Origin of the sequence: Pseudomonas sp. P108 (assembly GCF_032613195.1) — a bacterium.
GTDB lineage: Bacteria > Pseudomonadota > Gammaproteobacteria > Pseudomonadales > Pseudomonadaceae > Aquipseudomonas.
The window spans coordinates 731,927-755,274 of sequence record NZ_CP126691.1 but is presented as its reverse complement, the minus strand read 5'-3'; the positions used below and the strand labels follow the sequence as shown (position 1 = coordinate 755,274).

The following is a 23,348-nucleotide window of genomic DNA, read 5'->3' as shown; positions in this document are numbered from 1 at the left end:
CTCGCTTCAGAGCTGATCGCCGCGCCATTGACGCCGCACATGGTCGAGCCGTTGTTGCTGGGTCAGTCCCACCGGCGGCGGCACCAGTACGGCACGCGGATGCAGCAAACGTAACCATAACCAGCCATCGAGCACGGTGCGGTCGCTGAACCCCAGCGTCAGACCCTGTTGGACATGGGAGGACATCGTCGCGTAATCGGTTCCCAATGATTGGCACCAGCGCCAGATATGCTGCTCCAGCAGGCAGGCTTGCAAGCGTTCGCGCTGGCGCCGGGTCAGGCTTTCTTCGATGCTCAGTGGCTCGACGGCAAGTCCCGGATTGCGCAACTGCTGCCAGCCCTGACTACCAATCGCGCGGTCGGCCCAGGTGCCGCCGAACCAGCGCAACTGGCGGATCGGCCCAAGCCAGCGGCTCAATTCAGCGGCGTCGCAGGCATCGAAAAAATAGCTCGCGGTCTGCCGGTTGTAATAGCTGAGCAAGGCCCGATGGCTCAAGCCGAACGACACCGTGAGCATGCGTTGCAAGTGGCCCAGCAGCTGTTGTGCCGATGCCTCGCTGCCAAGCAACAGCCCGCGCCAGGTGTCTGGATCGCTGTGACACAAGGCGGCCAACGCCGGGCAATCGCGCAACTCGAGCAGCACCGGGCCGTACTCGCTGACCGGTTCAAACTCGGTACCCTCGAACAAACTGAAGCGCCGCACCCCGCTAAAAGCCTGGCGCAAGGTCAGCAAGGCCTGTGGGGCATCCGGGCCATCGAGCAACAGCCATTGCGCCATAGGCTCATGCACCGCGCCACTCATGTTGCGCCGCTCTGTTCAAGCGCAGTGACCAGTCGACAACTGCACACCGGTTCTGCGCAGTGACTGAAACTGCCCCCGCCGGGGATCAGGCACAGCAGCAGCAACGGCTCACCGGACGCCAGCAATTGCTGCAAGCCGTCACTCACCAGACGGTCGGGCAGAGGCGCGACATCGCCCGTGTCAGTCTCGGCGATTGGCGGCTGCAGGACGCCGCTGATCATCGGCTGATCCGGATCGCCTTCAAAGAAACTCACCACCACCTCGACACCATCGCTCAGCGCCGTCATTGGCGTCTGCTGCAGAGACGGCGCGAGGGGCAGCCAGCAATGACTCGGCGCGGCGCCTTCGCCTTGATAGAGCCAGTCGAACTGCACCGCTACCGGTCGCGAGCAATCGGGCTGTGGTTCATCGACCGCCACCACCCAGGCCCGTTGCAGGCTGTGCATGCGCAAGCGCGGCGGCGCGGTGGCCGCTGCACTCGGCAGTTGCAACGCACCGAACAGGCGGTTGGCGTAAGCAGGTTCGAGGGCCGGGTCGGCGCGATGCTCAATGCGAGTCAACAACCATGGGCGATTGCATTCGGCGAAGGGATGCCCGGCCAATCGCATCCAATGACCGCTGCGCAATGTCGCCAGATCACTCTGACCTTCGGCCTGTTGCCCACCCGCCGAATTGACCTGAATTGCACTTTGCAATTTCCATTGGTGCAACGCGGGAGAAGCATCATGTCCGTCATCCTCGCGCTGATAGCTCGCGGCGCCCGCCAATGGCAACTGCGCCGGATCATCACTGAAAACCAGGCAATGCCGATCACGCTCGTGTTCAAAGTAATAATGAATTCGCGCCTGCGCGCACAAACGCTGAAGCAGTTGCAGATCGGACTCGCGGTATTGCGTGCAGAACGTCCGGACCGGGTAGTCGCCACGCAACTCAAAGCGGCGCTGGGCAGCGACGATGCCGTGCTCTCTGAGCACCTGCTCGATGATCTGCGGCACCGAGCGGCCACTGAAGATCCGCTGGCTGAAGCGCAGCGCGAGGCAACCGAGTTTCGGCCCCAGACGGATCCGGCTCAACCGCAAGCCTTCGCCGTACTCATGCTGGACAAGGCTCTGCAATTGCCCGTGCACGCCCTCCCCTGACGGCCCGAAACAGAGGAATGCCGAACGGTAAAGCAGGCCGGCGAGATCCAGGTGTGGATCGTTGATCAATACATCGATCTCGAACGCAAAGGATTCGCTGAGGGCTTCGCTACCGGTAAAGGCCAGGACTTCGAAGGGGTCGGACAGGCCCGCTACATCGAGACGAAACGACGACTCGTTGACTGGATCGAACATGGGCGGATCTCTACAGGAGGGGCGGTCGGGGATTCTCGCCGAGAGCCATGGCCGAGTAGAGAGCTGAAGTACAACTTAGGAAATGACCTACGCGAAAAGCAGACCGGATGACTTTGCTGGCCAGGACAGCCAAGCATTTCGCGAGGATTTTGGGAGATATCCCACCGGGTCATCTGAATTTTCCGCCACTTTCGGAAAAAATTCGGACAACCCGGCGAGATCACACCTGCCTCAGGAAGACAGGTAGGAGGAGCGGGTCAGGCCCAGACGCAAGGCATCGAGAAATTGCGTGCGCTCGCTGGCACTGATGCGGGCACTGGCGCACTTGTCGCGGTAGTGAGTCATCAGTTCTTCCGGCGACAAGTGCACGTAACGCAGCATGTCTTCGATGGTGTCGTGGGTCTCGATGCCGGCGTGGTACACGCTGCCATCGGCATTCTGGTAGATGTTCACCGAGTCGGTGTCACCGAACAGGTTGTGCATGTCGCCGAGGATTTCCTGATAGGCGCCAACGAGGAACACGCCCAGCAGGTAGTCTTCGCCTTCATTCAAACCGTGCACTGGCAGGCTGGTTTCGATGCTCTGCTCGTCGACGTACTGGTTGATCTTGCCGTCAGAGTCGCAGGTCAGGTCTTGCAGCACCGCGCGGCGCAGCGGCTCTTCATCGAGACGGTGCAGCGGGATGATCGGCAGCACCTGATCGATCGCCCAGGTGTCCGGCAGGCTCTGGAACACCGAGAAGTTGCAGATGTACTTGTCGGCCAGCTTGTCGTTGAGCTCGTCGAGCACCTGACGGTGCGAACGTTGACGCGCTTTCAGCGAGTTGTGCAGGCGACGGCACACCGCGAAGTAGCACTGCTCGGCCAGGGCTTTTTCAGCCAGGGTCAGTTTGCCGTCGGCGTACTGCGCAGCCACGTCGCTCATGTAGTGCGTCGCGCGCCAGTAGGTTTCGGTGACCATTTCGATGTCGGTCGGGCCGAGCAGGTCAACCAGCCATTGCACGGTTTCCGGCAGCGCTTCCTTGTTCTCGATCTGCGGGATTTCGTCGTTGTGTTTCTCGACGTCGGTCACCTGCACCACCAGCATCGCGTGGTGCGCGGTCAGCGAACGGCCGCTCTCGGAGAAGATGTGCGGATGCGGCAGGCTCTGCGCGTCGCAGAACTCCTTGAGCATGCCGACCACGACACCGGCGTAATCGTCCATGTCGTAGTTGATCGAACTGGCGTTGCGCGAGTGCGTGCCGTCGTAGTCGACACCCAGACCACCGCCAACGTCGATGTGATCGACCGGCAGACCGAGATTGCGCAGCTCACCGTAGTAACGGATCGCTTCTTTGAAGCCGTGCTGATAGTCAGCCAGGTTGGCAATCTGCGAACCCATGTGGAAGTGCAGCAGGCGAATGCCTTGATCCAGGCCCGCTGCGCGGAAACGCTCGACCACCGACAGCAGTTGCGCTGCCGACAGACCGAACTTGGATTTTTCGCCACCGGTGTCCGCCCACTTCGACGACGCCAGCGACGACAGACGCACGCGCAGGCCGACCTGTGGCTTGACCTTCAGCGAGGCGGCTTCTTCGATCACCAGACCGACTTCGGATTCTTTCTCGATGACGATGAAGACGTTATGGCCAAGCTTCTGCCCCATCAGCGCCAGACGAATGAACTCGCGGTCCTTGTAACCGTTGCAGACGATGGTGCCGCCCTTCGGCGCCAGCGCCAGTACGGCCAGCAGTTCAGGCTTGGAGCCGGCTTCCAGACCGATGGAAACGTCCTGGGTGGCGATGATGTTCTCGATCACCGCTTCTTGCTGGTTAACCTTGATCGGGTACAGCGCGGTGTATTTGCTCTGGTATTCCAGGCGCTCGATGTTGGAATCGAAGGCACCGGTCAGCTGGCGTACACGGTCTTGCAGGATGTCGGGAAAACGAACCAGCAACGGCAAGGACAAACCGCTTTTGCGCAGTTGGTCGACTTGCTCGAACAGGTCGATAGGCGAGCTGCTCGGGCCGTTCGGACGAACTTCGACGCGACCGGCGTCATTGATCGCGAAATACCCGGCCCCCCAATGGCGAATCCCGTAAACACTGCGGCTGTCCGCAACTGTCCATTGGCTGCCATCGTCTTTGCGTGTGCGTCGTACGGACATCGAAGTCCCCTATAAAGAAGTCATAGTGCGTCGCCTGATCTCAGGCCGGCGCAGTCTAAAGTATGAAAATGACGGTTCGTCAGCGCGGCGGTAGACCGCACTGACTGCGTGGAGTTTAGAAACCGGTCATGAACAGGCTCTGTGAAAACCATGGAGACGACGCCGGATCTGACAACATTCAGAGCCGGATCAAGCCGCAGGTGGGTTTCACAGAGGCTGCTAGCCGCCGGACTTCTTCGCTTTGAAACCGTGCTTGATCAGCTCAGCCAAGAGTAGCTCGACATGATCGCCCTGGATTTCGATGATGCCGTCTTTCAACGCCCCGCCGGTGCCGCAACGTTTCTTCAACGTTGTTGCCAACTCTTTGAGCGCGTCTTCGGCCAGTGGCACGCCGGTGATGGTGGTCACCGTCTTGCCGCCGCGGCCCTTGCTCTCGCGTCGCACGCGGGCAATGCCGTCGCCGGCCGGGATCACGGTTTGTTTGCAGATACAGGCGTCCACCGGCTTACTGCATTCCGGGCAATGACGACCTGCGTCGGTGGAAAATACCAGGCCACCTAAGGCGGCGAAGGATGCGGCTTTTTTGGCCACCGGCAATCCTCTTGGGAGGACAAAGACTGATCGCGACCTTGGGCAAGGTCATCGACCGCGAAGCCCCACTCAGGCAGGGGCAGCGCTACTGCACCGATGCTTCAATAAAAGCAGGACGGTGCAGCTTGAAAAGGTCGCGCAGTGTAACGGCAAAAATGCGACTTGCTAAGTGCCAATCGGCGCCAATTTATGTGTTCTTTGCGACGTCGCTTTGCTGCGCCTTCAGATAGCGCTTCAAGGCTGCCAGAGAGTCCGGGCAATAAGGCTTTTGCTGGATTTCCTGCATGACCTGCTCGACCGGAATAAAGCGTGCTTCGAGCACCTCCTCCGGTTGCAGTTTCAGCGGCCCGTCCCAGACGGCGGAAAACGCCGAACACCACAAACGGTTGCCGGTGTCTTCGAAGTAGAAATGGTCATGGGCAGTCAGTTCGATACCGCTGACGCCCAACTCCTCTTCCAGCTCTCGGGCTGCCGACTCGGCGTAAGTCTCGTCGGCCTGCACCATGCCGCCCGCCGCGACGTCCCAGTAACCGGGATAAATCGCCTTGCTCAACGTGCGCCGGTGCACGCAAAGGTCGCCGGCGGAATTGAACAACATGATGTAGGTGCCGCGACCGATCAGCCCACGCTCGCGCAGATCGGCACGCACCAGAGCGCCGAGCAGGTTGTCCTGCTCGTCGACCCAGGCGATCTGTTCGGCATCCGAGGCGGCGCGATGGGCCGCCTCTTTGGCGTTCTGACTCATGAATCAGCCCTGATTGAGCAGTTGACGCAAATCGATCACAGCAGCGTTGGCACGGGAAATATAGTTGGCCATGACCAGCGAGTGGTTGGCCAGCACGCCGAAGCCGCTTCCGTTAAGAATCATAGGACTCCAGACCGGTTCCTGCGAGGCTTCCAGCTCACGAATGATCTGACGCACGCTGACGGTGGCGTTCTTCTTCGCCAGGACATCGGCGAAGTCGACTTCGATGGCGCGCAACAGATGCGACAGCGCCCAGGCCTGACCGCGTGCTTCGTAGAACACGTTGTCGATCTGCATCCATGGTGTCTCGACGACTTCCTCGTCAACCTGCGGCACTTCGCCGATGGCCGGCACTTCGGTTTTCAGCGCGGTGTTGAGTTTGACCCGACCGACACTGGCCGACAGTCGTTGCGACAGCGAGCCGAGACGGGTGCCGACATCGCCGAGCCAGTTGTTCAGGTTGTCGGCGCGGGCATAGAACAGCGCGTTTTTCTGGGTTGGATCGGACAGACGCGCCTGATAACGGCTCAGCGAGTTGATGCCTTCCTGATATTCCGACTCACTCGACGGCAGGATCCAGCTCTTGTTGTCGAAGTTGAAGCGCGGCTCGGCCTTGGCCAGATCGGCATCTTCTGCCGACTGCGATTGCGAACGGGCAAAGTCTTTGCGCAGGGCACGGGTCAGGTCACGCACCTGCACCAGTACGCCGTATTCCCAGCTCGGCGTGTTGTCCATCCACAGACCTGGCGGGAAGCGGTCATTGGAGATGTAGCCGCCCGGTTTGTTGAGCAAGGTGCCGGCGACGGTCTTGAGGGTTTCGACGGTGGTGTAGCCGATCACCATCTGCTTGCCTTCTTTCTCGGCAGCTACCTGAGCGTTTTGCGCAACCGGAAACAGCGCCGGCTCCTGGCTCCAGTACCAGCCAAGGCCAATGGTCACCAGCAGATAAATGCCGATCAACGTGGCCAGGGCACGGCTGAACAGCAGCCCGCCAACATAGCTGCGGGTGGCCGACTTGGGCTCGGCGGCACGTTCAGGCGCGCTGCCCGCGCGGTTTTTCCAGTCCAGCATGGCGATATCCTTTCAAATCTTGGGTTCAACGGTTCGACCACAACCATACAACAACGTGCCAGAGCCGGGCACCCGCGCGTAACGATAAGCCGCAAATCATGTGGGCGAATGACGCTTCGACGCCGACTAAGGGAATCCCCGATGCCCGCGCCTCAGCCAATCAAATTGCAGGCTGTTGAAAACCATCGCAAAGGTCACTCAGCGCTCGGGTAAAAGCACGACAGCGTGGTCATCCTGATCACCCTGTTTAGTCAGGGAGTGCCCGGCCTACGGGGACTTGTCAGACGCCAAGGTCAAAAACAAAACCGCCCGGTCAGAAACTGAATGGTGACGCACTGCAGATTATTGACGTACGACACTCGTCTAAGGGAAAAGAGGTGCTAGCATAGAGCCACCAGTCGATCTCAGCATGCAGCCTAACTAGTAGTCAGGATATGACCGAGCCAGAAGACCCCAGCCGTGAGCGTCTCAAGCACCACTTTGCCCAGCGGGTAATTCATCAGGCACGTCAGATTCTTGAGATATGGCAGCGCCTGCAACGCAGTGAGTGGTCCACTGTCGACCTCGCCGAACTGAGCGAGGCCAACCTGCGCTTGCTGCGTTTTGCCGAGCGCTTCGAACAGCCGGAACACACTCAACTCGCGCGCCACATCAGCCAGTCGCTGGAAGCGGTGGACGCCAATCGCGGCCGTCTCAGCAGTGGCCTGATCACCGACCTCAATCGCTTGATGCAGCGCTTGTCGCGCACCGGCCTGCGCCATGGCGATCAACTCGACCAGACGTTCCTGCCGCCACTGCGTAAACCGATCTACGTGATGCTGCAGGATCACGACCGCGCCGAACGGCTGGCCAAACAACTTGAATTCTTCGGTCTGAGCGCGCAGGCGCTGGACAGTGTTCCGGCATTTCGCTCCTCGATGGTCGAACGCCTGCCGGCAGCGATCGTCATGGACGTGGATTTCAGCGGTACCGGCATCGGCCTGAAACTCGCCGCCGAAGCCCAGGTCGGGCTCGAGGAGCCGCTGCCGCTGCTGTTCTTCAGCCTGCATGAAACCGACACGCCGACCCGCCTCGCCGCCGTGCGTGCCGGTGGCCAGGAATTTCTCACCGGCACTCTCGAAGCGTCGAGCCTGCTGGAAAAGATCGAAGTCCTCACCTGCGTCGCCCAGTACGAGCCTTATAAAGTGTTGATCATCGACGACTCGCGTGCGCAGGCCTTGCACACCGAACGCCTGCTCAACAGCGCCGGCATCGTCACGCGCACCTTGATCGAACCGATTCAGGCGATGGCCGAACTGGCGGATTTCCAGCCCGACCTGATCATCCTCGACATGTACATGCCGGCCTGCACCGGTACCGAACTGGCCAAGGTGATTCGCCACAACGACCGTTATGTCAGCGTGCCGATCATTTATCTGTCGGCCGAGGACGATCTGGACAAGCAGCTCGACGCCATGAGCGAGGGCGGCGATGATTTTCTGACCAAACCGATCAAGCCGCGCCATCTGATCACCACCGTGCGCAACCGCGCCGCCCGCGCGCGCAATCTGAAAGCGCGGATGGTCCGCGACAGCCTCACCGGCCTCTATAACCACACGCACATTCTGCAATTGCTCGAAGACTGCTCGTTCCGCGCCCGCCGCGAGAACAAGCCGCTGAGTTTTGCCATGCTCGACATCGACCACTTCAAACGGGTCAACGACAGCCACGGCCACCCGATGGGCGACCGGGTGATCAAAAGCCTGGCGCTGTTTCTCAAGCAGCGTTTACGCAAGACCGACTTCATCGGCCGCTACGGCGGTGAAGAGTTCGCCATCGTCATGCCCGACACGGATATAGAAGCGGCGCACAAAGTCCTCGACGAAATCCGCCAGCGCTTCGCCGAAATCCATTACCCGGCGCAGCCGCAGGATTTGTGGTGCACCTTCAGTGCCGGCGTGGTGGAAATGCACGACGACTGCGACAGCCTGATGATGGCCAGTCAGGCCGACGAAGCGCTGTACCGCGCCAAGGGTGCCGGGCGCAATCGCGTGCAGACTGCGCGCGAGTCAAAGCAAAGTGCCACTTTTTCATCGGATTCCACTGATTCGGTCATAACCCTGTAACAGAACCGCAATAAATTCAGGCGCTTACCATTTCTGCCGTTGGTAGCCGTCATGCGCCTGAAGTTGCTCACCAATCTCAATACGCTGCTGCTGGTCGCCGTGTGCCTCGCACTCGGCGCCACGCTGTGGTGGTCGCAAAAAGCCCTCGAACGCCCGTATCTGTTGATGGAGCGGTATTTGGGACTGTCGCAGCAGTTTCAGAACGAGGTCGCACGCAACGTCGAGGATTACCTCGCCAGCGGCGACGCCTTGCGCCTGAGCAGCGCCAGCCAGGCCATCGACAGCTTGCGCAAAGAACTCGCTGAATTGCCGCCGGCGCTGGCTGAAACGCTGCACCCGAGCCTGTCGGGCCTGGAGGAGTTCAGCAAAACCGACTTGCTCGCGGCCGGCAAACTGGCGGGCGATCCGCAGGCGTTGCTGTTGCAGGCCGAGCGCGAATTGAGCGCCAGCCTTGAGCAACTCAGCACTTATGCCAACGGCAACGCGAGCTATCTGACGCCATTGCTTGCGGCTTCGCAGCATCTGGGCAAACTGTCGTTGGCGCGGGACAAGCTGGTCAGCAGCGGGCGCAGCGAACTGACGGCCGATGTTGAGCGCGAGGTCACCAACATCCGTACGCAAGCTCAGGCAATTGATGCCCTGCCCTTACTCGGTGTCGTCACCAGCAACGAGTCGAACAGCGACGATTTTGCCGCGTTGATGGGTATCGAAAACACTGAGAAAACCGCCGCCGAAGACGCCGGTGTCGGCCTCAAACGCGAACTCAACAGCCTGCTCGGACGCTATCCTGCAGAGCTTGAGCGCACCCGCGACCAGATTCAGAAACGCGCGGATCTGAGCACCGCGACGCACCAGAAAATTGCCGCCGTGCAACAGGCCATCGCCGGCCTGGAACCCGTCGTACGCGCCCAACACGGGCAAATTCAGGGCGAAGTGCGGCTGATGCAAGGCGTGATGATCGGCCTGATTCTGCTGATCGCTTTACTGATCGACACTTTGCAACGGCGCCTGGCGCGCACGTTGAGCAATCTCGCGCCGGCGCTTTCAACCTGGGCCGAGGGCGACTTCAGTCGTGACATTCATCTGGGCAAAACCAACCGTGAACTGCGTGACATCGAAGCCTCGCTCAATCGATTGCGCGCGTATCTGGTGGATCTGGTCGGGACCATTCGCGGCAATGCCGAACAAGTCGCGGGCAGTAGCCGCACCCTGGCCGAACTGAGTAACGACTTGCACAGCGGTGCCGAACATCAGGCTGGCGACACCGCGCTGATCCGCGACTCCCTCGGCGAACTTGAAGCAACAATCCAGCAGGTTGCCGGCGATGCGCAGCAGGCCGCTGACGCCAGTCGTCATGCCGGACTGGCGGTCGAGCATGGCCAGACGGTAATTGGCCAGAGCCTCACCGGCCTGCACGCATTGGTCGGTGAAGTACAAGGCAACGCGCAGATGATCGAACATCTGGCCGAAGAGTCGGCAACCATCGGTGGCGTGTTGACGGTGATTCGCTCGATTGCCGACCAGACCAACCTGCTGGCCCTCAACGCGGCGATTGAAGCAGCGCGCGCCGGGGAAATGGGTCGTGGCTTTGCCGTGGTGGCTGAAGAAGTGCGCTCGCTTGCCCAGCGTACTGCCGGCGCGACTGCCGAAATCCAGACGCTGATTGCCGGCCTGCAAACGGCGGCACGGCAATCGGTCGAAGGCATGCGGGCGCAGGTTGAACATGCCGAAGCCACAGCCAATCAGGCGCAAGCGGCGGACGGTGCGCTGGATAAAATCGTCGGCGCGATCCAGACCATTTCCGACACGGCAATCCGCATTGCCGATATCACCGCGCAGCAAAGCGGTGCAGTCAGCGAGATTCGCGATCACAGCGAGCGGATTCATCAGTTGGGTGGGGATAATCTGGTGCGTATCGGCCGTGGGCGCGAACAGGGTGAGAACCTGCTGGTATTGGGCGGGCAACTGCATACGGCCGTTCAGGCCTTTCGCGTCTGACAAATCGCCTTCGCGAGCAAGTTCGCTCCCACATTGGGATGCATACCCCTGTGGGAGCGAGCTTGCTCGCGAAGGCGTCAGTCCAGACACCACAAGTGACCGAATCAAATCACTTGGTCACATATTTCGCGCAAACATCGGCCATCGTGCTGGCTATTGCATAGAACTGGACAGTCACAAAGTCTTTGCGGCATAGTCGCCGGGTTCTGACGATTGCTCATTCATAACAAGGACTACGCAGATGGCAACCCTACTGGTGCTGCACGGCCCCAACCTGAACCTGCTCGGCACCCGCGAACCCGGCACTTACGGTTCAACGACCCTGGCGCAGATCAATCAGGATCTGGAGCGCCGCGCCCGTGAAGCCGGTCATCATCTGCTGTATCTGCAAAGCAATGCCGAGTACGAATTGATCGACCGCATCCACGCCGCGCGCGGCGAAGGTGTCGATTTCATTCTGATCAATCCAGCAGCTTTTACGCACACAAGTGTCGCATTACGTGACGCGTTGCTGGGAGTGAGCATCCCATTCATCGAAGTGCATTTGTCCAACGTGCACAAACGCGAACCTTTCCGCCATCACTCTTACTTCTCCGATGTAGCGGTGGGAGTGATCTGCGGCCTTGGCGCCAGCGGTTACCGACTGGCCCTGGAGGCTGCACTAGAACAGCTTGAAACACAGGCAACGACTTGAACTACAAGCGTTAAGCGCCCCTGACCGACCCTTGGGAGTTGATGATTCATGGATATCCGTAAAGTTAAGAAACTGATCGAATTGCTGGAAGAGTCCGGCATCGACGAGCTCGAGATCAAGGAAGGCGAAGAGTCCGTACGCATCAGCCGTCACAGCAAGACCCCGGCTCAGCAGTACTACGCACCAGCGCCGATGCAAGCGCCGGCCGCCGCACCTGTTGCAGCTGCTCCAGTTGCTGCTGCAGCCCCGGCTGCCGCTGCTGCACCTGCGCTGAACGGCACTGTTGCCCGTTCGCCGATGGTCGGCACGTTCTACCGCAAATCTTCGCCAACCTCGCCGTCCTTCGTTGAAGTCGGCCAGACCGTGAAGAAAGGCGACACTCTGTGCATCGTCGAAGCCATGAAGATGATGAACCACATCGAAGCTGAAACCAGCGGTGTGATCGAGTCCATCCTCGTCGAAGACGGCCAGCCGGTTGAGTACGACCAACCGCTGTTCACCATCGTTTGAACTGCGGAGAGCCTTTGATGACTGCGAAGTTGGAAAAAGTTCTGATCGCTAACCGCGGTGAGATCGCCCTGCGGATTCTGCGTGCCTGCAAAGAGATGGGCATCAAGACCGTCGCCGTTTACTCCAAGGCCGACAAAGAGCTGATGCACCTGGGTCTAGCAGACGAATCCGTCTGCATCGGCCCGGCTTCTGCCGCGCACTCTTACCTGCACATCCCGGCCATCATCGCTGCCGCTGAAGTGACTGGCGCTACCGCCATTCACCCAGGCTACGGTTTCCTCGCGGAAAACGCCGATTTTGCCGAGCAGGTCGAGAACTCCGGCTTCGCCTTCATCGGCCCGAAAGCCGAAACCATTCGCCTGATGGGCGACAAGGTTTCGGCCAAGCACGCGATGATCGAAGCAGGCGTGCCTACCGTTCCAGGCTCCGACGGCCCACTGCCGGAAGACGAAGAAACGGCGCTGCGCATCGGTCGTGAAGTCGGCTACCCGGTGATCATCAAAGCCGCTGGCGGCGGTGGTGGTCGCGGCATGCGTGTTGTGCACAAGGAAGAAGACCTGATCGCCTTCGCCAAACTGACCCGCACCGAAGCTGGCGCGGCGTTCGGTAACCCGATGGTCTATCTGGAAAAATTCCTGACCAACCCGCGTCACGTCGAAGTGCAGGTGCTGTCCGACGGCCAGGGCCACGCCATCCATCTGGGCGACCGCGATTGCTCGCTGCAACGTCGTCACCAGAAAGTTCTCGAAGAGGCGCCGGCACCGGGCATCGACGAGAAGGCGCGCGAAGAAGTACTGGCTCGCTGCGTCAAGGCGTGCATCGACATCGGCTACCGCGGCGCGGGCACTTTCGAGTTCCTGTACGAGAACGGTCGTTTCTACTTCATCGAAATGAACACTCGTGTTCAGGTGGAGCACCCGGTTTCGGAAATGGTCACCGGTATCGACATCGTCAAGGAGATGCTCAGCATCGCCGCTGGCAACAAGCTGTCGTTCACGCAGGATGACGTGGTTATCCGCGGCCACTCGCTGGAATGCCGGATCAACGCTGAAGACCCGAAAACCTTCATGCCGAGCCCGGGTACGGTCAAGCATTTCCACGCTCCAGGCGGCAACGGCGTTCGCGTCGATTCGCACCTGTACAGCGGTTATGCCGTTCCACCGAACTACGACTCGCTGATCGGCAAGCTGATCACTTACGGCGCGACCCGCGACGAAGCCATGGCACGCATGCGTAATGCCCTGGACGAAATCGTGGTTGACGGGATCAAGACCAACATCCCGCTGCACCGTGATCTGGTCCGCGACGAAGGCTTCTGCAAGGGTGGTGTGAACATTCACTACCTCGAGCACAAGCTGGCTGGCGAGAAGCACTAAGCTTCAGCCCGCACCAGACAAAGCCGCCTTCGGGCGGCTTTGTTGTTTCTGCAGGTTTCAAAAGCCCCTGTGGGAGCGAGCCTGCTCGCGATGAGGCTGGCACATTCAGCATTTGTGTTGACGGCAACATCGCCATCGCGAGCAGGCTCACTCCTACAAGGGATTGGCGCTACAAATCCAGCTCCCACAAACCGCCTGCGCTCGCGTAAACTTGCGCGCTTCTCGCCGGCCGCTAGGCTGCAATCAATATTTTTCAAAGGTGCCCGCCATGCCTTGGCTGCAAGTACGTCTCGCCATCAGCCCGGAACAAGCCGAAACCTACGAAGACGCTTTCCTTGAAGTGGGCGCCGTGTCGGTGACCTTCATGGACGCCGAAGATCAGCCGATCTTCGAGCCAGAACTCAATACCACCCCGCTGTGGGCGCACACGCACCTGCTGGCGCTGTTCGAGGGCGGCACCGAACCGGCACCGGTTCTGGCCCATCTGGAACTGCTGACCGGCAGCCCGCTGCCTGAGCATCACAGCGAAGTCATTGAAGATCAGGACTGGGAACGCAGCTGGATGGACGGCTTCCAGCCGATGCGCTTCGGCCAGCGCCTGTGGATCGTGCCGAGCTGGCATGCCGCACCTGAGCCAGACGCAGTCAATCTGCTGCTGGATCCGGGTTTGGCGTTCGGCACCGGCACGCACCCGACCACCGCGCTGTGCCTGGAATGGCTCGACGGTCAGGATCTGAAAGGCTGCAACGTGCTCGACTTCGGCTGCGGCTCGGGGATTCTGGCGATTGCGGCCCTGCTGCTCGGCGCCAAGGAAGCGGTCGGCACCGACATCGACGTGCAGGCGCTGGAAGCCTCGCGTGATAACGCCGGGCGCAACAACATTGCCGAAGAACTGTTCCCGCTGTACTTGCCGGAAGATCTGCCACAGGTCAAAGCCGACGTACTGGTCGCCAACATTCTGGCCGGCCCACTGGTTTCTCTCGCGCCGCAACTGTCCGGCCTGGTGAAATCCGGTGGCCGTCTGGCGTTGTCGGGCATCCTTGCCGAGCAAGGTGATGAAGTCGCTGCCGCTTATGCGCAGGACTTTGATCTCGACCCGATCGCCAATCGCGATGGCTGGGTGCGCATCACCGGCCGTCGGCGTTAATATGAGCGCCTGCATAATCCGGATCGCCGCATGACCGACAGCTTCGTCACCCAGTGCCCGCATTGCCAAACCAGTTTCCGTGTCAGCCATGCTCAATTGAGCGTGGCCCGCGGGGTGGTTCGCTGCGGCTCCTGCCTGCAAGTGTTCAATGCGGCCAAACAGCTGCTGGAGCAACACGCCGGCAAGGACGCGGTGACACCGGTTGCACCCTCGATTGTCGAGCAGCCGCCGATTATCGAGGCCCCGCCCGTTGTCCAGGCGCCGGCCATCGTCGAACAGCCCGCGCCGCGTGCCATCAGCCAAAAGCAGTGGAGCGCGTCCGAGCTGGATCTCGACAGCCTCGATCTGGACGAAGAACTGGCCCGCCTCGAACAACGGGAAATCCAGCCGACCACCGAATTCGGTCGTCCACGCGAAGATGCCCTGAGCGCACGCCGCGACAACCCTGAACCAGATGAAACGCTCTGGCGCGACAGTCTGTTCAGCGAGCGCGCCGATGAACACACGGCCGAGCCCGAGGACGACGAGGCAGAAATCGCCGACATCGAACCGGTCAAATCCGAGCGCACCGAGCCTTCGCTGTCACTGGAACCGGTGGATCTGGATGACGAACCAGCGATTCCGCATCTGCGCCTGCACGACCCGATCGACCCCAATGCCCGCCGCGAACGCCTGTCGGCCAGCGACGAAGCCGATGACGACGATTTGCCATCGATCGAGCCGCTGCGCAAAAAGCGCGAGCGCGCAGAGCCCGGCGTACGCGCCGAAGTCCTGCAAGACCTGACCGACGACCCGCTGCAACTGGACTGGCAGAAACGCCGCTCGCCGTGGGGCCGACGTATGCTCTGGCTGCTGTTGGTCCTGCTGGCGGCGGGAGGCCTGGCCGCCCAGTACATCTCTTATCATTTCGAAGAGCTGGCCCGACAGGATCAGTATCGCCCGTGGTTCCAGCAAATCTGCCCGCAGATCGGCTGCACGGTGCCGTCCAAGGTCGATATCGCCCGAATCAAGAGCAGCAACCTGGTGGTGCGCAGCCATCCGGAGTTCAACGGTGCGCTGGTGGTCGACGCAATCATCTATAACCGCGCGACATTCTCCCAGCCATTTCCATTGCTGGAGCTGCGCTTTGCCGACCTCAACGGTCACCTGATCGCCAGTCGTCGCTTCAAACCCGGCGAATACCTCAGAGGTGATCTCGAAGGTCTGGCGGAAATGCCGCCGCAGACACCGATCCACATTGCGCTGGATATTCTCGATCCCGGGCCGAAAGCGGTGAATTACAGCCTGAGTTTCCACTCGCCCGAGTGAATCCCTGCGTCGCTTTCGAATTGACGGCGGTTTTCTGACTTTGCCACCCACAACCAAACCCGTGGCGATAACAGAATAACTGTTCAGATTTTGTTCAATTCAGCCTTTATCCAGTCATCGAGAGCGGGTATCATGCCAACCCTTTTTCGAACTCTCATGATCCGGCCCCACCTCAGGGAAGTCCTATGTCGGCGGTACGCATCGGCCCATACACATTACAGAACGGCTTGATTCTCGCCCCGATGGCGGGGGTCACCGACCAGCCCTTTCGTCAGCTGTGCAAGCGTTTGGGCGCAGGGCTTGTAGTCTCGGAAATGGTCACCAGCGACATGAGCCTGTGGAATACCCGCAAGTCGCGCCTGCGCATGATCCACGAAGGCGATCCCGAGCCACGCTCGGTGCAGATTGCCGGTGGTGATGCGCAGATGCTGGCGGATGCAGCCCGGGCCAACGTTGAGTTGGGCGCACAGATTATCGATATCAACATGGGTTGCCCGGCAAAGAAGGTCTGCAACAAGGCCGCCGGTTCCGCGTTGTTGAAGGACGAAGCACTGGTGACCGAGATCCTGCAGGCCGTTGTGGCAGCGGTTGATGTGCCGGTCACCCTGAAGATCCGCACCGGCTGGGATCGCGACAACAAGAACGGCCTGACCGTGGCGAAGATCGCCGAGCAGGCCGGCATTACGGCGCTGGCAGTGCATGGCCGCACTCGCGCCGATCTGTACAAGGGTGAAGCCGAATACGACACGATTGCCGCGATCAAGCAGGCGGTGTCGATCCCGGTGTTTGCCAATGGCGATATCGATTCGCCGGAAAAGGCCCGTTACGTCCTTGACGCGACCGGTGCCGATGGCCTGTTGGTAGGCCGCGCCGCCCAAGGGCGGCCATGGATTTTTCGCGAGATCGAACACTTCCTGCGTACCGGCGAGAAATTGCCGGCACCGGAGCTGATCGAGGTGGAACACATACTGCTGGAGCATCTGGCCGCACTTCACGCTTTCTATGGGGATGTGATGGGCGTGCGCATTGCGCGCAAGCATGTGGGCTGGTATCTCGCAACCTTGCCGGGCGCCAGGGAGTTTCGCGCCCACTTCAATCGTTTGGATGGTACGGAAACACAATGCGCCAACGTTCGGGAGTTCTTCGCCGAGCGTTACAAGAGCCTGACAGGGGACGAAGAAGGGGTGGCCGCATGACGATGATGACCGAGACTTTAGTGAGTGGAACAGCACCCGTGAGCGACAACGTGAATTTGAAACAGCACCTCAATACCCCGAGCGAAGAAGGTCAGACCCTTCGCGGGAGTGTCGAGAAGGCGCTGCACAATTATTTCGCCCACCTTGAGGGCGCATCCGTCACGGATGTGTATAACCTGGTGCTCTCCGAAGTCGAGGCGCCCCTGCTCGAAAGCGTGATGAACTACGTCAAGGGCAACCAGACCAAGGCGAGCGAGCTGCTGGGACTTAACCGCGGCACGCTGCGCAAGAAACTCAAGCAGTACGATCTGCTGTAAGCATTCAATCAAACCAGAAAGGCGCCCGCGTAAAAAACGGTCGCCTTTTTTGCTGACTTCCTTTGCTTTTGATGGAAATTGAGATGACCGACCAGACTACCCGCCTGCCGATCCGCCGCGCCTTGATCAGCGTTTCCGACAAGACCGGGATCCTCGAATTCGCCAAGGAGCTTGAAGCTCTGGGCGTCGAGATCCTCTCCACCGGCGGGACGTTCAAGTTGCTGCGCGACAACGGTGTTGCCGCAGTGGAAGTCGCGGATTACACCGGTTTCGCCGAAATGATGGACGGTCGGGTGAAAACCCTGCACCCGAAAATCCACGGCGGTATCCTCGGTCGTCGCGGTATCGATGACGCGATCATGAACGAGCACGGCATCAAGCCAATCGATCTGGTTGCAGTCAACCTGTACCCGTTCGAAGCCACCATCAACAAGCCAGGCTGCGACCTGCCGACCGCCATCGAAAACATCGACATCGGCGGCCCGACCATGGTCCGTTCGGCAGCGAAAAACCATAAAGACGTAGCAATCGTGGTGAATGCCAGCGATTACGCCAGTGTGCTCGAAGGCCTGAAAGCCGGCGGCCTGACCTACGCTCAGCGTTTCGACCTGATGCTCAAGGCGTTCGAACACACCGCCGCCTACGACGGCATGATCGCCAACTACATGGGCACCGTGAATCAGGCCGCTGAAACCCTCAGCACTGAAGGCCGCAGCGAATTCCCGCGCACCTTCAACAGCCAGTTCATCAAGGCCCAGGAAATGCGCTACGGCGAGAACCCGCACCAGAGCGCGGCGTTCTACGTGGAAGCCAAGCCTGCCGAAGTCGGCATCGCCACTGCGACCCAACTGCAAGGCAAAGAGCTGTCGTACAACAACGTCGCCGACACCGACGCCGCGCTGGAATGCGTGAAGAGCTTCGTCAAGCCGGCCTGCGTCATCGTCAAGCACGCCAACCCGTGCGGCGTGGCCGTCAGCCCGGACGCTGAAGGCGGCATCCGTCAGGCCTATGAACTGGCTTACGCCACCGACACCGAATCGGCGTTCGGCGGCATCATCGCCTTCAACCGTGAACTGGATGCCGAGACCGCCAAGGCGATCGTCGAGCGTCAGTTCGTTGAAGTGATCATCGCTCCAAGCGTCAGCGAAGAAGCTCGCGCCATTGTTGCAGCCAAAGCCAACGTGCGCCTGCTGGCCTGTGGCGAGTGGTCGGCTGACCGCGCCGCTGCCTGGGACTACAAGCGCGTCAACGGCGGGCTGCTGGTACAGAGCCGCGACATCGGCATGATCAGCGCCGACGACCTGAAAGTCGTGACCAAACGTGCGCCGACCGAACAGGAAATCCACGACCTGATCTTCGCCTGGAAAGTCGCCAAGTACGTTAAATCCAACGCCATCGTCTACGCCAAGAACCGTCAGACCATCGGTGTCGGCGCGGGCCAGATGAGCCGCGTAAACTCGGCGCGTATTGCCGCGATCAAGGCTGAGCACGCCGGCCTGCAAGTGGCCGGTTCGGTGATGGCCTCCGACGCGTTCTTCCCGTTCCGTGACGGTCTGGACAACGCGGCCAAGGTCGGCATCACTGCGGTGATCCAGCCGGGTGGCTCGATGCGTGATGCTGAAGTGATTGCCGCTGCTGACGAGGCTGGCATCGCGATGGTCTTTACGGGCATGCGTCACTTCCGTCACTGATACACCGATTCAAATGTGGGAGCGAGCCTGCTCGCGAATGCAATCTGCCAGCGACGTTGACGTTGACTGACACACCGCTTTCGCGAGCAGGCTCGCTCCCACATAAAGCGCTACAGCAGCGCCTGACAGATTTTTGAGGTTTTTGAAATGAATGTTTTGATCATTGGCAGCGGTGGCCGTGAACACGCCCTGGCCTGGAAAGTGGCTCAGGATCCGCGCGTGCAGAAGGTTTTCGTCGCACCGGGCAACGCAGGCACCGCCATTGAAGCCAAGTGCGAGAACGTCGCCATCGACGTGCTGGCCCTTGAGCAACTGGCCGACTTCGCCGAGAAAAACGTTTCCCTGACCATCGTCGGCCCGGAAGTACCGTTGGTGGCTGGCGTTGTCGATCTGTTCCGCTCCCGTGGTCTGGACTGCTTCGGTCCGACCGCCGGTGCCGCGCAACTGGAAGGTTCGAAAGCCTTCACCAAGGATTTCCTCGCGCGCCACAAGATTCCGACCGCCGACTACCAGAACTTCACCGAGATCGAGCCGGCTCTGGCTTATCTGCGTGAAAAAGGCGCACCGATCGTGATCAAGGCCGATGGCCTGGCCGCCGGTAAAGGCGTGATCGTCGCCATGACCCTGGCTGAAGCCGAAGACGCCGTGCGCGACATGCTCGCTGGCAACGCTTTCGGTGATGCCGGTTCGCGTGTGGTCATCGAAGAATTCCTCGACGGCGAAGAAGCTTCATTCATCGTCATGGTCGACGGCAAAAACGTTCTGCCGATGGCCACCAGCCAGGACCACAAACGTGTTGGCGACGGCGACAGCGGCCCGAACACGGGTGGCATGGGTGCTTACTCCCCTGCCCCGGTGGTCACCGCCGACGTGCACAAGCGCGTGATGGATCTGGTCATCTGGCCGACCGTGCGCGGCATGGCTGAAGAAGGCAACGTCTACACCGGTTTCCTCTACGCCGGTCTGATGATCGACAAGGCCGGTAACCCGAAAGTCATCGAGTTCAACTGCCGCTTCGGCGATCCGGAAACCCAACCGGTGATGCTGCGTCTGCAATCGAGCCTGGTGCTGCTGGTCGAAGCCGCTCTGGCGCAAGCGCTGGACAAGGTTGAAGCACAGTGGGATCCACGTCCGAGCGTCGGCATCGTGCTGGCCGCTGGCGGTTACCCGGGCGATTACGCCAAGGGCGCAGCGATCAACGGTCTGGACGCAGCGGCGAAGCTGGAAGGCAAAGTCTTCCACGCCGGCACCGCGCTGAAAGATGACAACGTCGTCACCGCCGGTGGTCGCGTACTCTGCGCCACCGCAATGGGCGCCAGCGTCGGCGAAGCGCAACAGCAAGCCTACAAGCTGGCAGCGGCCATCGACTGGGAAGGCTGCTTCTACCGCAAGGACATTGGCTACCGTGCCATTGCCCGTGAACGTGGCGAAACCCAGGAATAAGCTGTACCTCAGGTCCGGCGAGGGATACCGTTCCTCGCCGGGCTGTTCCGCCGCCGCGCATCGTTATATTCTGGCATCAACCTACGAAGGGATTTCGCCGTGCGCTGGCTCAGGATTGCCATAAGCTTCACCGTCACATTGCTGACCTTGCTCTGCATGCTCCCGGCCCAGGCCGCGCAAGGCAGTGGCTGGTCGGTATTGCTTGATGATCAGGGCAATCTGCAACTGAGCGACATCCGCTCCGCTCGTTACACCAATCAATTCAGCCCCATCGACCTTGACCGCCTCACCGCGTCCGAGCCCGATGGCGCCTTGTGGCTGCGTTTCAGGCTGGCGCCGGGCAAGCACGAACAAGTGCTGCGCATCTTTGCCCCGGACCTGTCACAGCTCAATCTCTATGTACTCGACGGTGACAAGCTGATCGAGCAACGCAACACCGGCACCGACCAGCCGCAGGCCGAACGGCCGTTGCCGAGCAGCGACTTCATGCTGCCGTTGCCACAGAGCGACAAACCCCTCGATGTCTATCTGCGCATGGTCTCCGACCATCAGTTGCGCCCGCACGTCACCCTGCAATCGGCGGTGATGAGCGCGGCCAACCACAATCAGACGCTGGTCTTCGGTTTGCTGTTCGGCTGTCTCGCCATGCTGCTGTTGCACAACCTGGTGCGCTACGCCTATTCCCGCTCGCGCAGCAGTTTGTGGCTGGCGGTCTGCGAAGGCCTGTTGGGCCTCAGCCTGTTGCTGCTGCTCAATCTCGCCGGCCCGTGGCTGCCGAACTGGCATGCGGTGCAGACGCCGGGCGCCTATCTGGCGTTGCTGCTGACCGCTCCGGCCGGATTGATGTTCGCCTATCGCTTCTTCGCCCCGCTCGGCCCGCACCCGCTGAACAAGCTGTTGATCGGCGATATCCTGTTTATCGTGACCTGCAGCCTGTTGCTGTTGTTCGTCAACACCCTGCCGCTGAACATCATCACTTATGCACTGGTGGCGCTGGCCGGCCTGAGCATGTTGTTTGTCGCGTTCTATCACTGGCAGAAGGGTTATCGCCCAGCGCGCTTGTTCGTCGCGGCGATGGTGGTGTTCAACATCGGCACGCTGATCATCTTGCCTGCGCTGCTGGGCCTGACGCTGGTGTCGCCGCAAGGCCTGATCATGACCCTGATGGCGTTCATCTGCATCAGCGGTCTGTTGATGAGCATCGCCCTGGGCGAGCGGCAGCGCAGCATCACCGAAAGCCGCTTCAGCGTCAGCCGCGACCTCGCCGCGAGCAATGCCGAGATCAACGCCAAAGCCGAATTCCTCGCCAAGATCAGCCACGAAATCCGCACGCCCATGAACGGCGTGCTCGGCATGACCGAACTGCTGCTGGGCACGCCGTTGTCGGTCAAGCAACGCGACTACGTACAGACCATCCACAGCGCCGGCAACGAACTGCTGACGCTGATCAACGAGATCCTCGACATCTCCAAGCTCGAATCCGGCCAGATCGAGCTGGACGACGTGCAGTTCGACCTCAATGCCCTGATCGATGATTGCCTGAGCATCTACCGCGCCAAGGCCGAACAACAGAACGTCGAGCTGATCAGCTTTATCCAGCCGCAAGTGCCACGAGTAATCAGCGGCGACCCGACACGCCTGCGCCAGACCCTGCTGAGCCTGCTGGAAAACGCCCTGAAGAAAACCGACGAAGGCGAAGTGCTGATCGTCGTCGCGCTCGACGAACGCAGCAGCAAACCACGCCTGCGCATCGCCGTGCAGGACAGTGGCGCGCCAATGGAGCAGGAAGAGCGCGACGCACTGATGCACGCCGAACTGCACAGCAAGCATTTCCTGTCGGCCAACCGCCTGGGCGGCAATCTGGGACTGGTCATCGCACGGCAACTGATCCGTTTGATGCAGGGTGAATTCGGCATCAAGAGCGGCGCCAGTCAGGGCAGCACGCTGTGGCTGACCCTGCCGCTGGATCCGGATCGCCTCGAACACCCGACTTCCGATCTCGACAGTCCGCTGCAAGGCGCACGGGTGCTGGTGGTCGACGACAATGACACCTGCCGCAAAGTGCTGGTCCAGCAATGCAGTGCGTGGGGGTTGAATGTCAGCGCCGTGCCTTCCGGCAAAGAAGCGTTGGCCTTGCTGCGAACCAAGGCGCACCTGCGTGATTACTTTGATGTGGTACTGCTCGATCAGAACATGCCGGGCATGACCGGCATGCAGCTCGCGGCCAAGATCAAGGAAGACCCAAGCCTGAACCACGACATCCTGCTGATCATGCTCACCGGCATCAGCAATGCGCCGAGCAAGATCATCGCGCGCAACTCGGGGATCAAACGTATCCTCGCCAAACCGGTGGCCGGCTACACGCTCAAGACCACCCTGGCCGACGAACTCAATCAGCGCAACAAAGGCCAGGTGGTGTTCCAGCCGCAAGTGGTCACCCCGGCCACGGCTGCCAAAGTGCCGAGCGATTTCCGCATCCTCGTCGCCGAAGACAATACGATTTCGACCAAAGTGATTCGCGGCATGCTCGGCAAACTCAACCTGCAACCGGACACCGCTGCCAACGGCGAAGAGGCGCTGCAAGCGATGAAGGCCCAGCGTTACGACCTGGTGTTGATGGACTGCGAAATGCCGATCCTCGATGGGTTCTCGGCGACCCAGCAACTGCGCGCGTGGGAAGTCAGCAACCAACGCATTCGCACGCCGATCGTGGCGCTGACGGCGCACATTCTCGCCGAGCACAAGGAGCGCGCGCGGCAGGCCGGGATGGATGGGCACATGTCCAAGCCAGTCGAGTTGTCGCAATTGCGCGAGCTGATCGAGCACTGGGTCGCCCAGCGTGACCAGCAAAACCGGACGGCGTCGACTTTCTGAGC

18 protein-coding genes are annotated in these 23,348 nt (G+C 60.6%); 12 read left to right on the top strand and 6 right to left on the bottom strand.

Going from position 1 to position 23,348, the window contains the following annotated elements; all coding sequences use genetic code 11:
* Positions 1–6: 6 nt before the first annotated feature.
* The 6 genes from QOM10_RS03170 to QOM10_RS03145 all read right to left on the bottom strand — a co-directional run bounded on the left by QOM10_RS03170 (position 7) and on the right by QOM10_RS03145 (position 6,687).
* Complete coding sequence (locus tag QOM10_RS03170) at positions 7–801, bottom strand: DUF4123 domain-containing protein (RefSeq protein ID WP_127925685.1); 795 nt, start codon at positions 799–801, stop codon at positions 7–9.
* A complete protein-coding gene (locus QOM10_RS03165; protein ID WP_316917557.1) occupies positions 798–2,135 on the bottom strand; it encodes a type VI secretion system Vgr family protein in 1,338 nt (445 codons plus the stop codon). The genes QOM10_RS03170 and QOM10_RS03165 overlap by 4 nt, the downstream gene beginning before the upstream one ends.
* A gap of 231 nt (positions 2,136–2,366) precedes the next feature.
* Entirely contained in the window at positions 2,367–4,280 is a 1,914-nt protein-coding gene (gene speA, locus QOM10_RS03160) for an arginine decarboxylase (RefSeq protein ID WP_102901631.1), read from the bottom strand.
* Between the two features lie 219 nt (positions 4,281–4,499).
* The gene (locus QOM10_RS03155; protein ID WP_007914613.1) at positions 4,500–4,871 is read right to left on the bottom strand and encodes a translation initiation factor Sui1; all 372 of its coding nucleotides are present in this window, start codon (positions 4,869–4,871) and stop codon (positions 4,500–4,502) included.
* Positions 4,872–5,058: 187 nt separating this feature from the next.
* Positions 5,059–5,616: an NUDIX hydrolase gene (locus QOM10_RS03150; RefSeq protein WP_127925683.1), complete on the bottom strand. Its 558-nt coding sequence runs from the start codon at positions 5,614–5,616 to the stop codon at positions 5,059–5,061.
* Between the two features lie 3 nt (positions 5,617–5,619).
* The gene (locus QOM10_RS03145) at positions 5,620–6,687 is read right to left on the bottom strand and encodes a DUF2333 family protein (RefSeq protein WP_016984927.1); all 1,068 of its coding nucleotides are present in this window, start codon (positions 6,685–6,687) and stop codon (positions 5,620–5,622) included.
* 434 nt (positions 6,688–7,121) lie between these two features.
* Between QOM10_RS03145 and gcbA the strand changes: the two genes are divergently transcribed.
* The 12 genes from gcbA (at position 7,122) to QOM10_RS03085 (ending at position 23,346) form a co-directional block, all read left to right on the top strand.
* Positions 7,122–8,792 carry a diguanylate cyclase GcbA gene (gene gcbA / locus QOM10_RS03140; RefSeq protein WP_316917556.1) on the top strand — a complete coding sequence of 557 codons (1,671 nt, stop codon included), beginning with the start codon at positions 7,122–7,124 and terminating at the stop codon, positions 8,790–8,792.
* A 51-nt stretch (positions 8,793–8,843) separates the two neighbouring features.
* Complete coding sequence (locus QOM10_RS03135) at positions 8,844–10,790, top strand: methyl-accepting chemotaxis protein (protein ID WP_316917555.1); 1,947 nt, start codon at positions 8,844–8,846, stop codon at positions 10,788–10,790.
* A gap of 241 nt (positions 10,791–11,031) precedes the next feature.
* Positions 11,032–11,484, top strand: a complete 453-nt coding sequence (aroQ, locus tag QOM10_RS03130) for a type II 3-dehydroquinate dehydratase (protein WP_007914604.1) — start codon at positions 11,032–11,034, stop codon at positions 11,482–11,484.
* Between the two features lie 48 nt (positions 11,485–11,532).
* Complete coding sequence (gene accB, locus QOM10_RS03125) at positions 11,533–11,994, top strand: acetyl-CoA carboxylase biotin carboxyl carrier protein (protein WP_007914603.1); 462 nt, start codon at positions 11,533–11,535, stop codon at positions 11,992–11,994.
* 17 nt (positions 11,995–12,011) lie between these two features.
* Positions 12,012–13,370 (top strand): acetyl-CoA carboxylase biotin carboxylase subunit, encoded by a 1,359-nt coding sequence (gene accC, locus QOM10_RS03120; protein ID WP_007914602.1) that lies wholly within the window; start codon positions 12,012–12,014, stop codon positions 13,368–13,370.
* A gap of 268 nt (positions 13,371–13,638) precedes the next feature.
* On the top strand, positions 13,639–14,517 hold the full coding sequence (gene prmA / locus QOM10_RS03115; RefSeq protein WP_127925680.1) for a 50S ribosomal protein L11 methyltransferase: 879 nt from the start codon (positions 13,639–13,641) through the stop codon (positions 14,515–14,517).
* 30 nt (positions 14,518–14,547) lie between these two features.
* Positions 14,548–15,825 (top strand): DUF3426 domain-containing protein, encoded by a 1,278-nt coding sequence (locus QOM10_RS03110; protein WP_127925679.1) that lies wholly within the window; start codon positions 14,548–14,550, stop codon positions 15,823–15,825.
* Positions 15,826–16,010: 185 nt separating this feature from the next.
* A complete protein-coding gene (gene dusB, locus QOM10_RS03105; protein WP_150750037.1) occupies positions 16,011–17,021 on the top strand; it encodes a tRNA dihydrouridine synthase DusB in 1,011 nt (336 codons plus the stop codon).
* On the top strand, positions 17,018–17,338 hold the full coding sequence (fis, locus tag QOM10_RS03100) for a DNA-binding transcriptional regulator Fis (protein WP_003221275.1): 321 nt from the start codon (positions 17,018–17,020) through the stop codon (positions 17,336–17,338). The genes dusB and fis overlap by 4 nt, the downstream gene beginning before the upstream one ends.
* An 83-nt stretch (positions 17,339–17,421) precedes the next feature.
* Positions 17,422–19,029, top strand: a complete 1,608-nt coding sequence (gene purH / locus QOM10_RS03095; protein WP_053116902.1) for a bifunctional phosphoribosylaminoimidazolecarboxamide formyltransferase/IMP cyclohydrolase — start codon at positions 17,422–17,424, stop codon at positions 19,027–19,029.
* Between the two features lie 147 nt (positions 19,030–19,176).
* Positions 19,177–20,472, top strand: coding sequence for a phosphoribosylamine--glycine ligase (purD, locus tag QOM10_RS03090; RefSeq protein ID WP_127925676.1), 1,296 nt, complete (start codon positions 19,177–19,179; stop codon positions 20,470–20,472).
* A 99-nt stretch (positions 20,473–20,571) separates the two neighbouring features.
* Positions 20,572–23,346: a hybrid sensor histidine kinase/response regulator gene (locus QOM10_RS03085; protein ID WP_316917554.1), complete on the top strand. Its 2,775-nt coding sequence runs from the start codon at positions 20,572–20,574 to the stop codon at positions 23,344–23,346.
* The last annotated feature ends 2 nt before the right edge of the window (positions 23,347–23,348 follow it).

What these genes read in the sequence shown, in the direction of transcription:
- fis (WP_003221275.1), top strand. Translation starts at nt 17,018, where the DNA reads ATGACGATGATGACCGAGACTTTAGTGAGTGGAACAGCACCCGTGAGC.
- speA (WP_102901631.1), bottom strand. Translation starts at nt 4,280, where the DNA reads ATGTCCGTACGACGCACACGCAAAGACGATGGCAGCCAATGGACAGTT.
- accB (WP_007914603.1), top strand. Translation starts at nt 11,533, where the DNA reads ATGGATATCCGTAAAGTTAAGAAACTGATCGAATTGCTGGAAGAGTCC.
- dusB (WP_150750037.1), top strand. Translation starts at nt 16,011, where the DNA reads ATGTCGGCGGTACGCATCGGCCCATACACATTACAGAACGGCTTGATT.
- QOM10_RS03110 (WP_127925679.1), top strand. Translation starts at nt 14,548, where the DNA reads ATGACCGACAGCTTCGTCACCCAGTGCCCGCATTGCCAAACCAGTTTC.
- purD (WP_127925676.1), top strand. Translation starts at nt 19,177, where the DNA reads ATGAATGTTTTGATCATTGGCAGCGGTGGCCGTGAACACGCCCTGGCC.
- aroQ (WP_007914604.1), top strand. Translation starts at nt 11,032, where the DNA reads ATGGCAACCCTACTGGTGCTGCACGGCCCCAACCTGAACCTGCTCGGC.
- prmA (WP_127925680.1), top strand. Translation starts at nt 13,639, where the DNA reads ATGCCTTGGCTGCAAGTACGTCTCGCCATCAGCCCGGAACAAGCCGAA.
- gcbA (WP_316917556.1), top strand. Translation starts at nt 7,122, where the DNA reads ATGACCGAGCCAGAAGACCCCAGCCGTGAGCGTCTCAAGCACCACTTT.
- QOM10_RS03135 (WP_316917555.1), top strand. Translation starts at nt 8,844, where the DNA reads ATGCGCCTGAAGTTGCTCACCAATCTCAATACGCTGCTGCTGGTCGCC.
- QOM10_RS03145 (WP_016984927.1), bottom strand. Translation starts at nt 6,687, where the DNA reads ATGCTGGACTGGAAAAACCGCGCGGGCAGCGCGCCTGAACGTGCCGCC.
- QOM10_RS03170 (WP_127925685.1), bottom strand. Translation starts at nt 801, where the DNA reads ATGAGTGGCGCGGTGCATGAGCCTATGGCGCAATGGCTGTTGCTCGAT.
- purH (WP_053116902.1), top strand. Translation starts at nt 17,422, where the DNA reads ATGACCGACCAGACTACCCGCCTGCCGATCCGCCGCGCCTTGATCAGC.
- QOM10_RS03165 (WP_316917557.1), bottom strand. Translation starts at nt 2,135, where the DNA reads ATGTTCGATCCAGTCAACGAGTCGTCGTTTCGTCTCGATGTAGCGGGC.
- accC (WP_007914602.1), top strand. Translation starts at nt 12,012, where the DNA reads ATGACTGCGAAGTTGGAAAAAGTTCTGATCGCTAACCGCGGTGAGATC.
- QOM10_RS03150 (WP_127925683.1), bottom strand. Translation starts at nt 5,616, where the DNA reads ATGAGTCAGAACGCCAAAGAGGCGGCCCATCGCGCCGCCTCGGATGCC.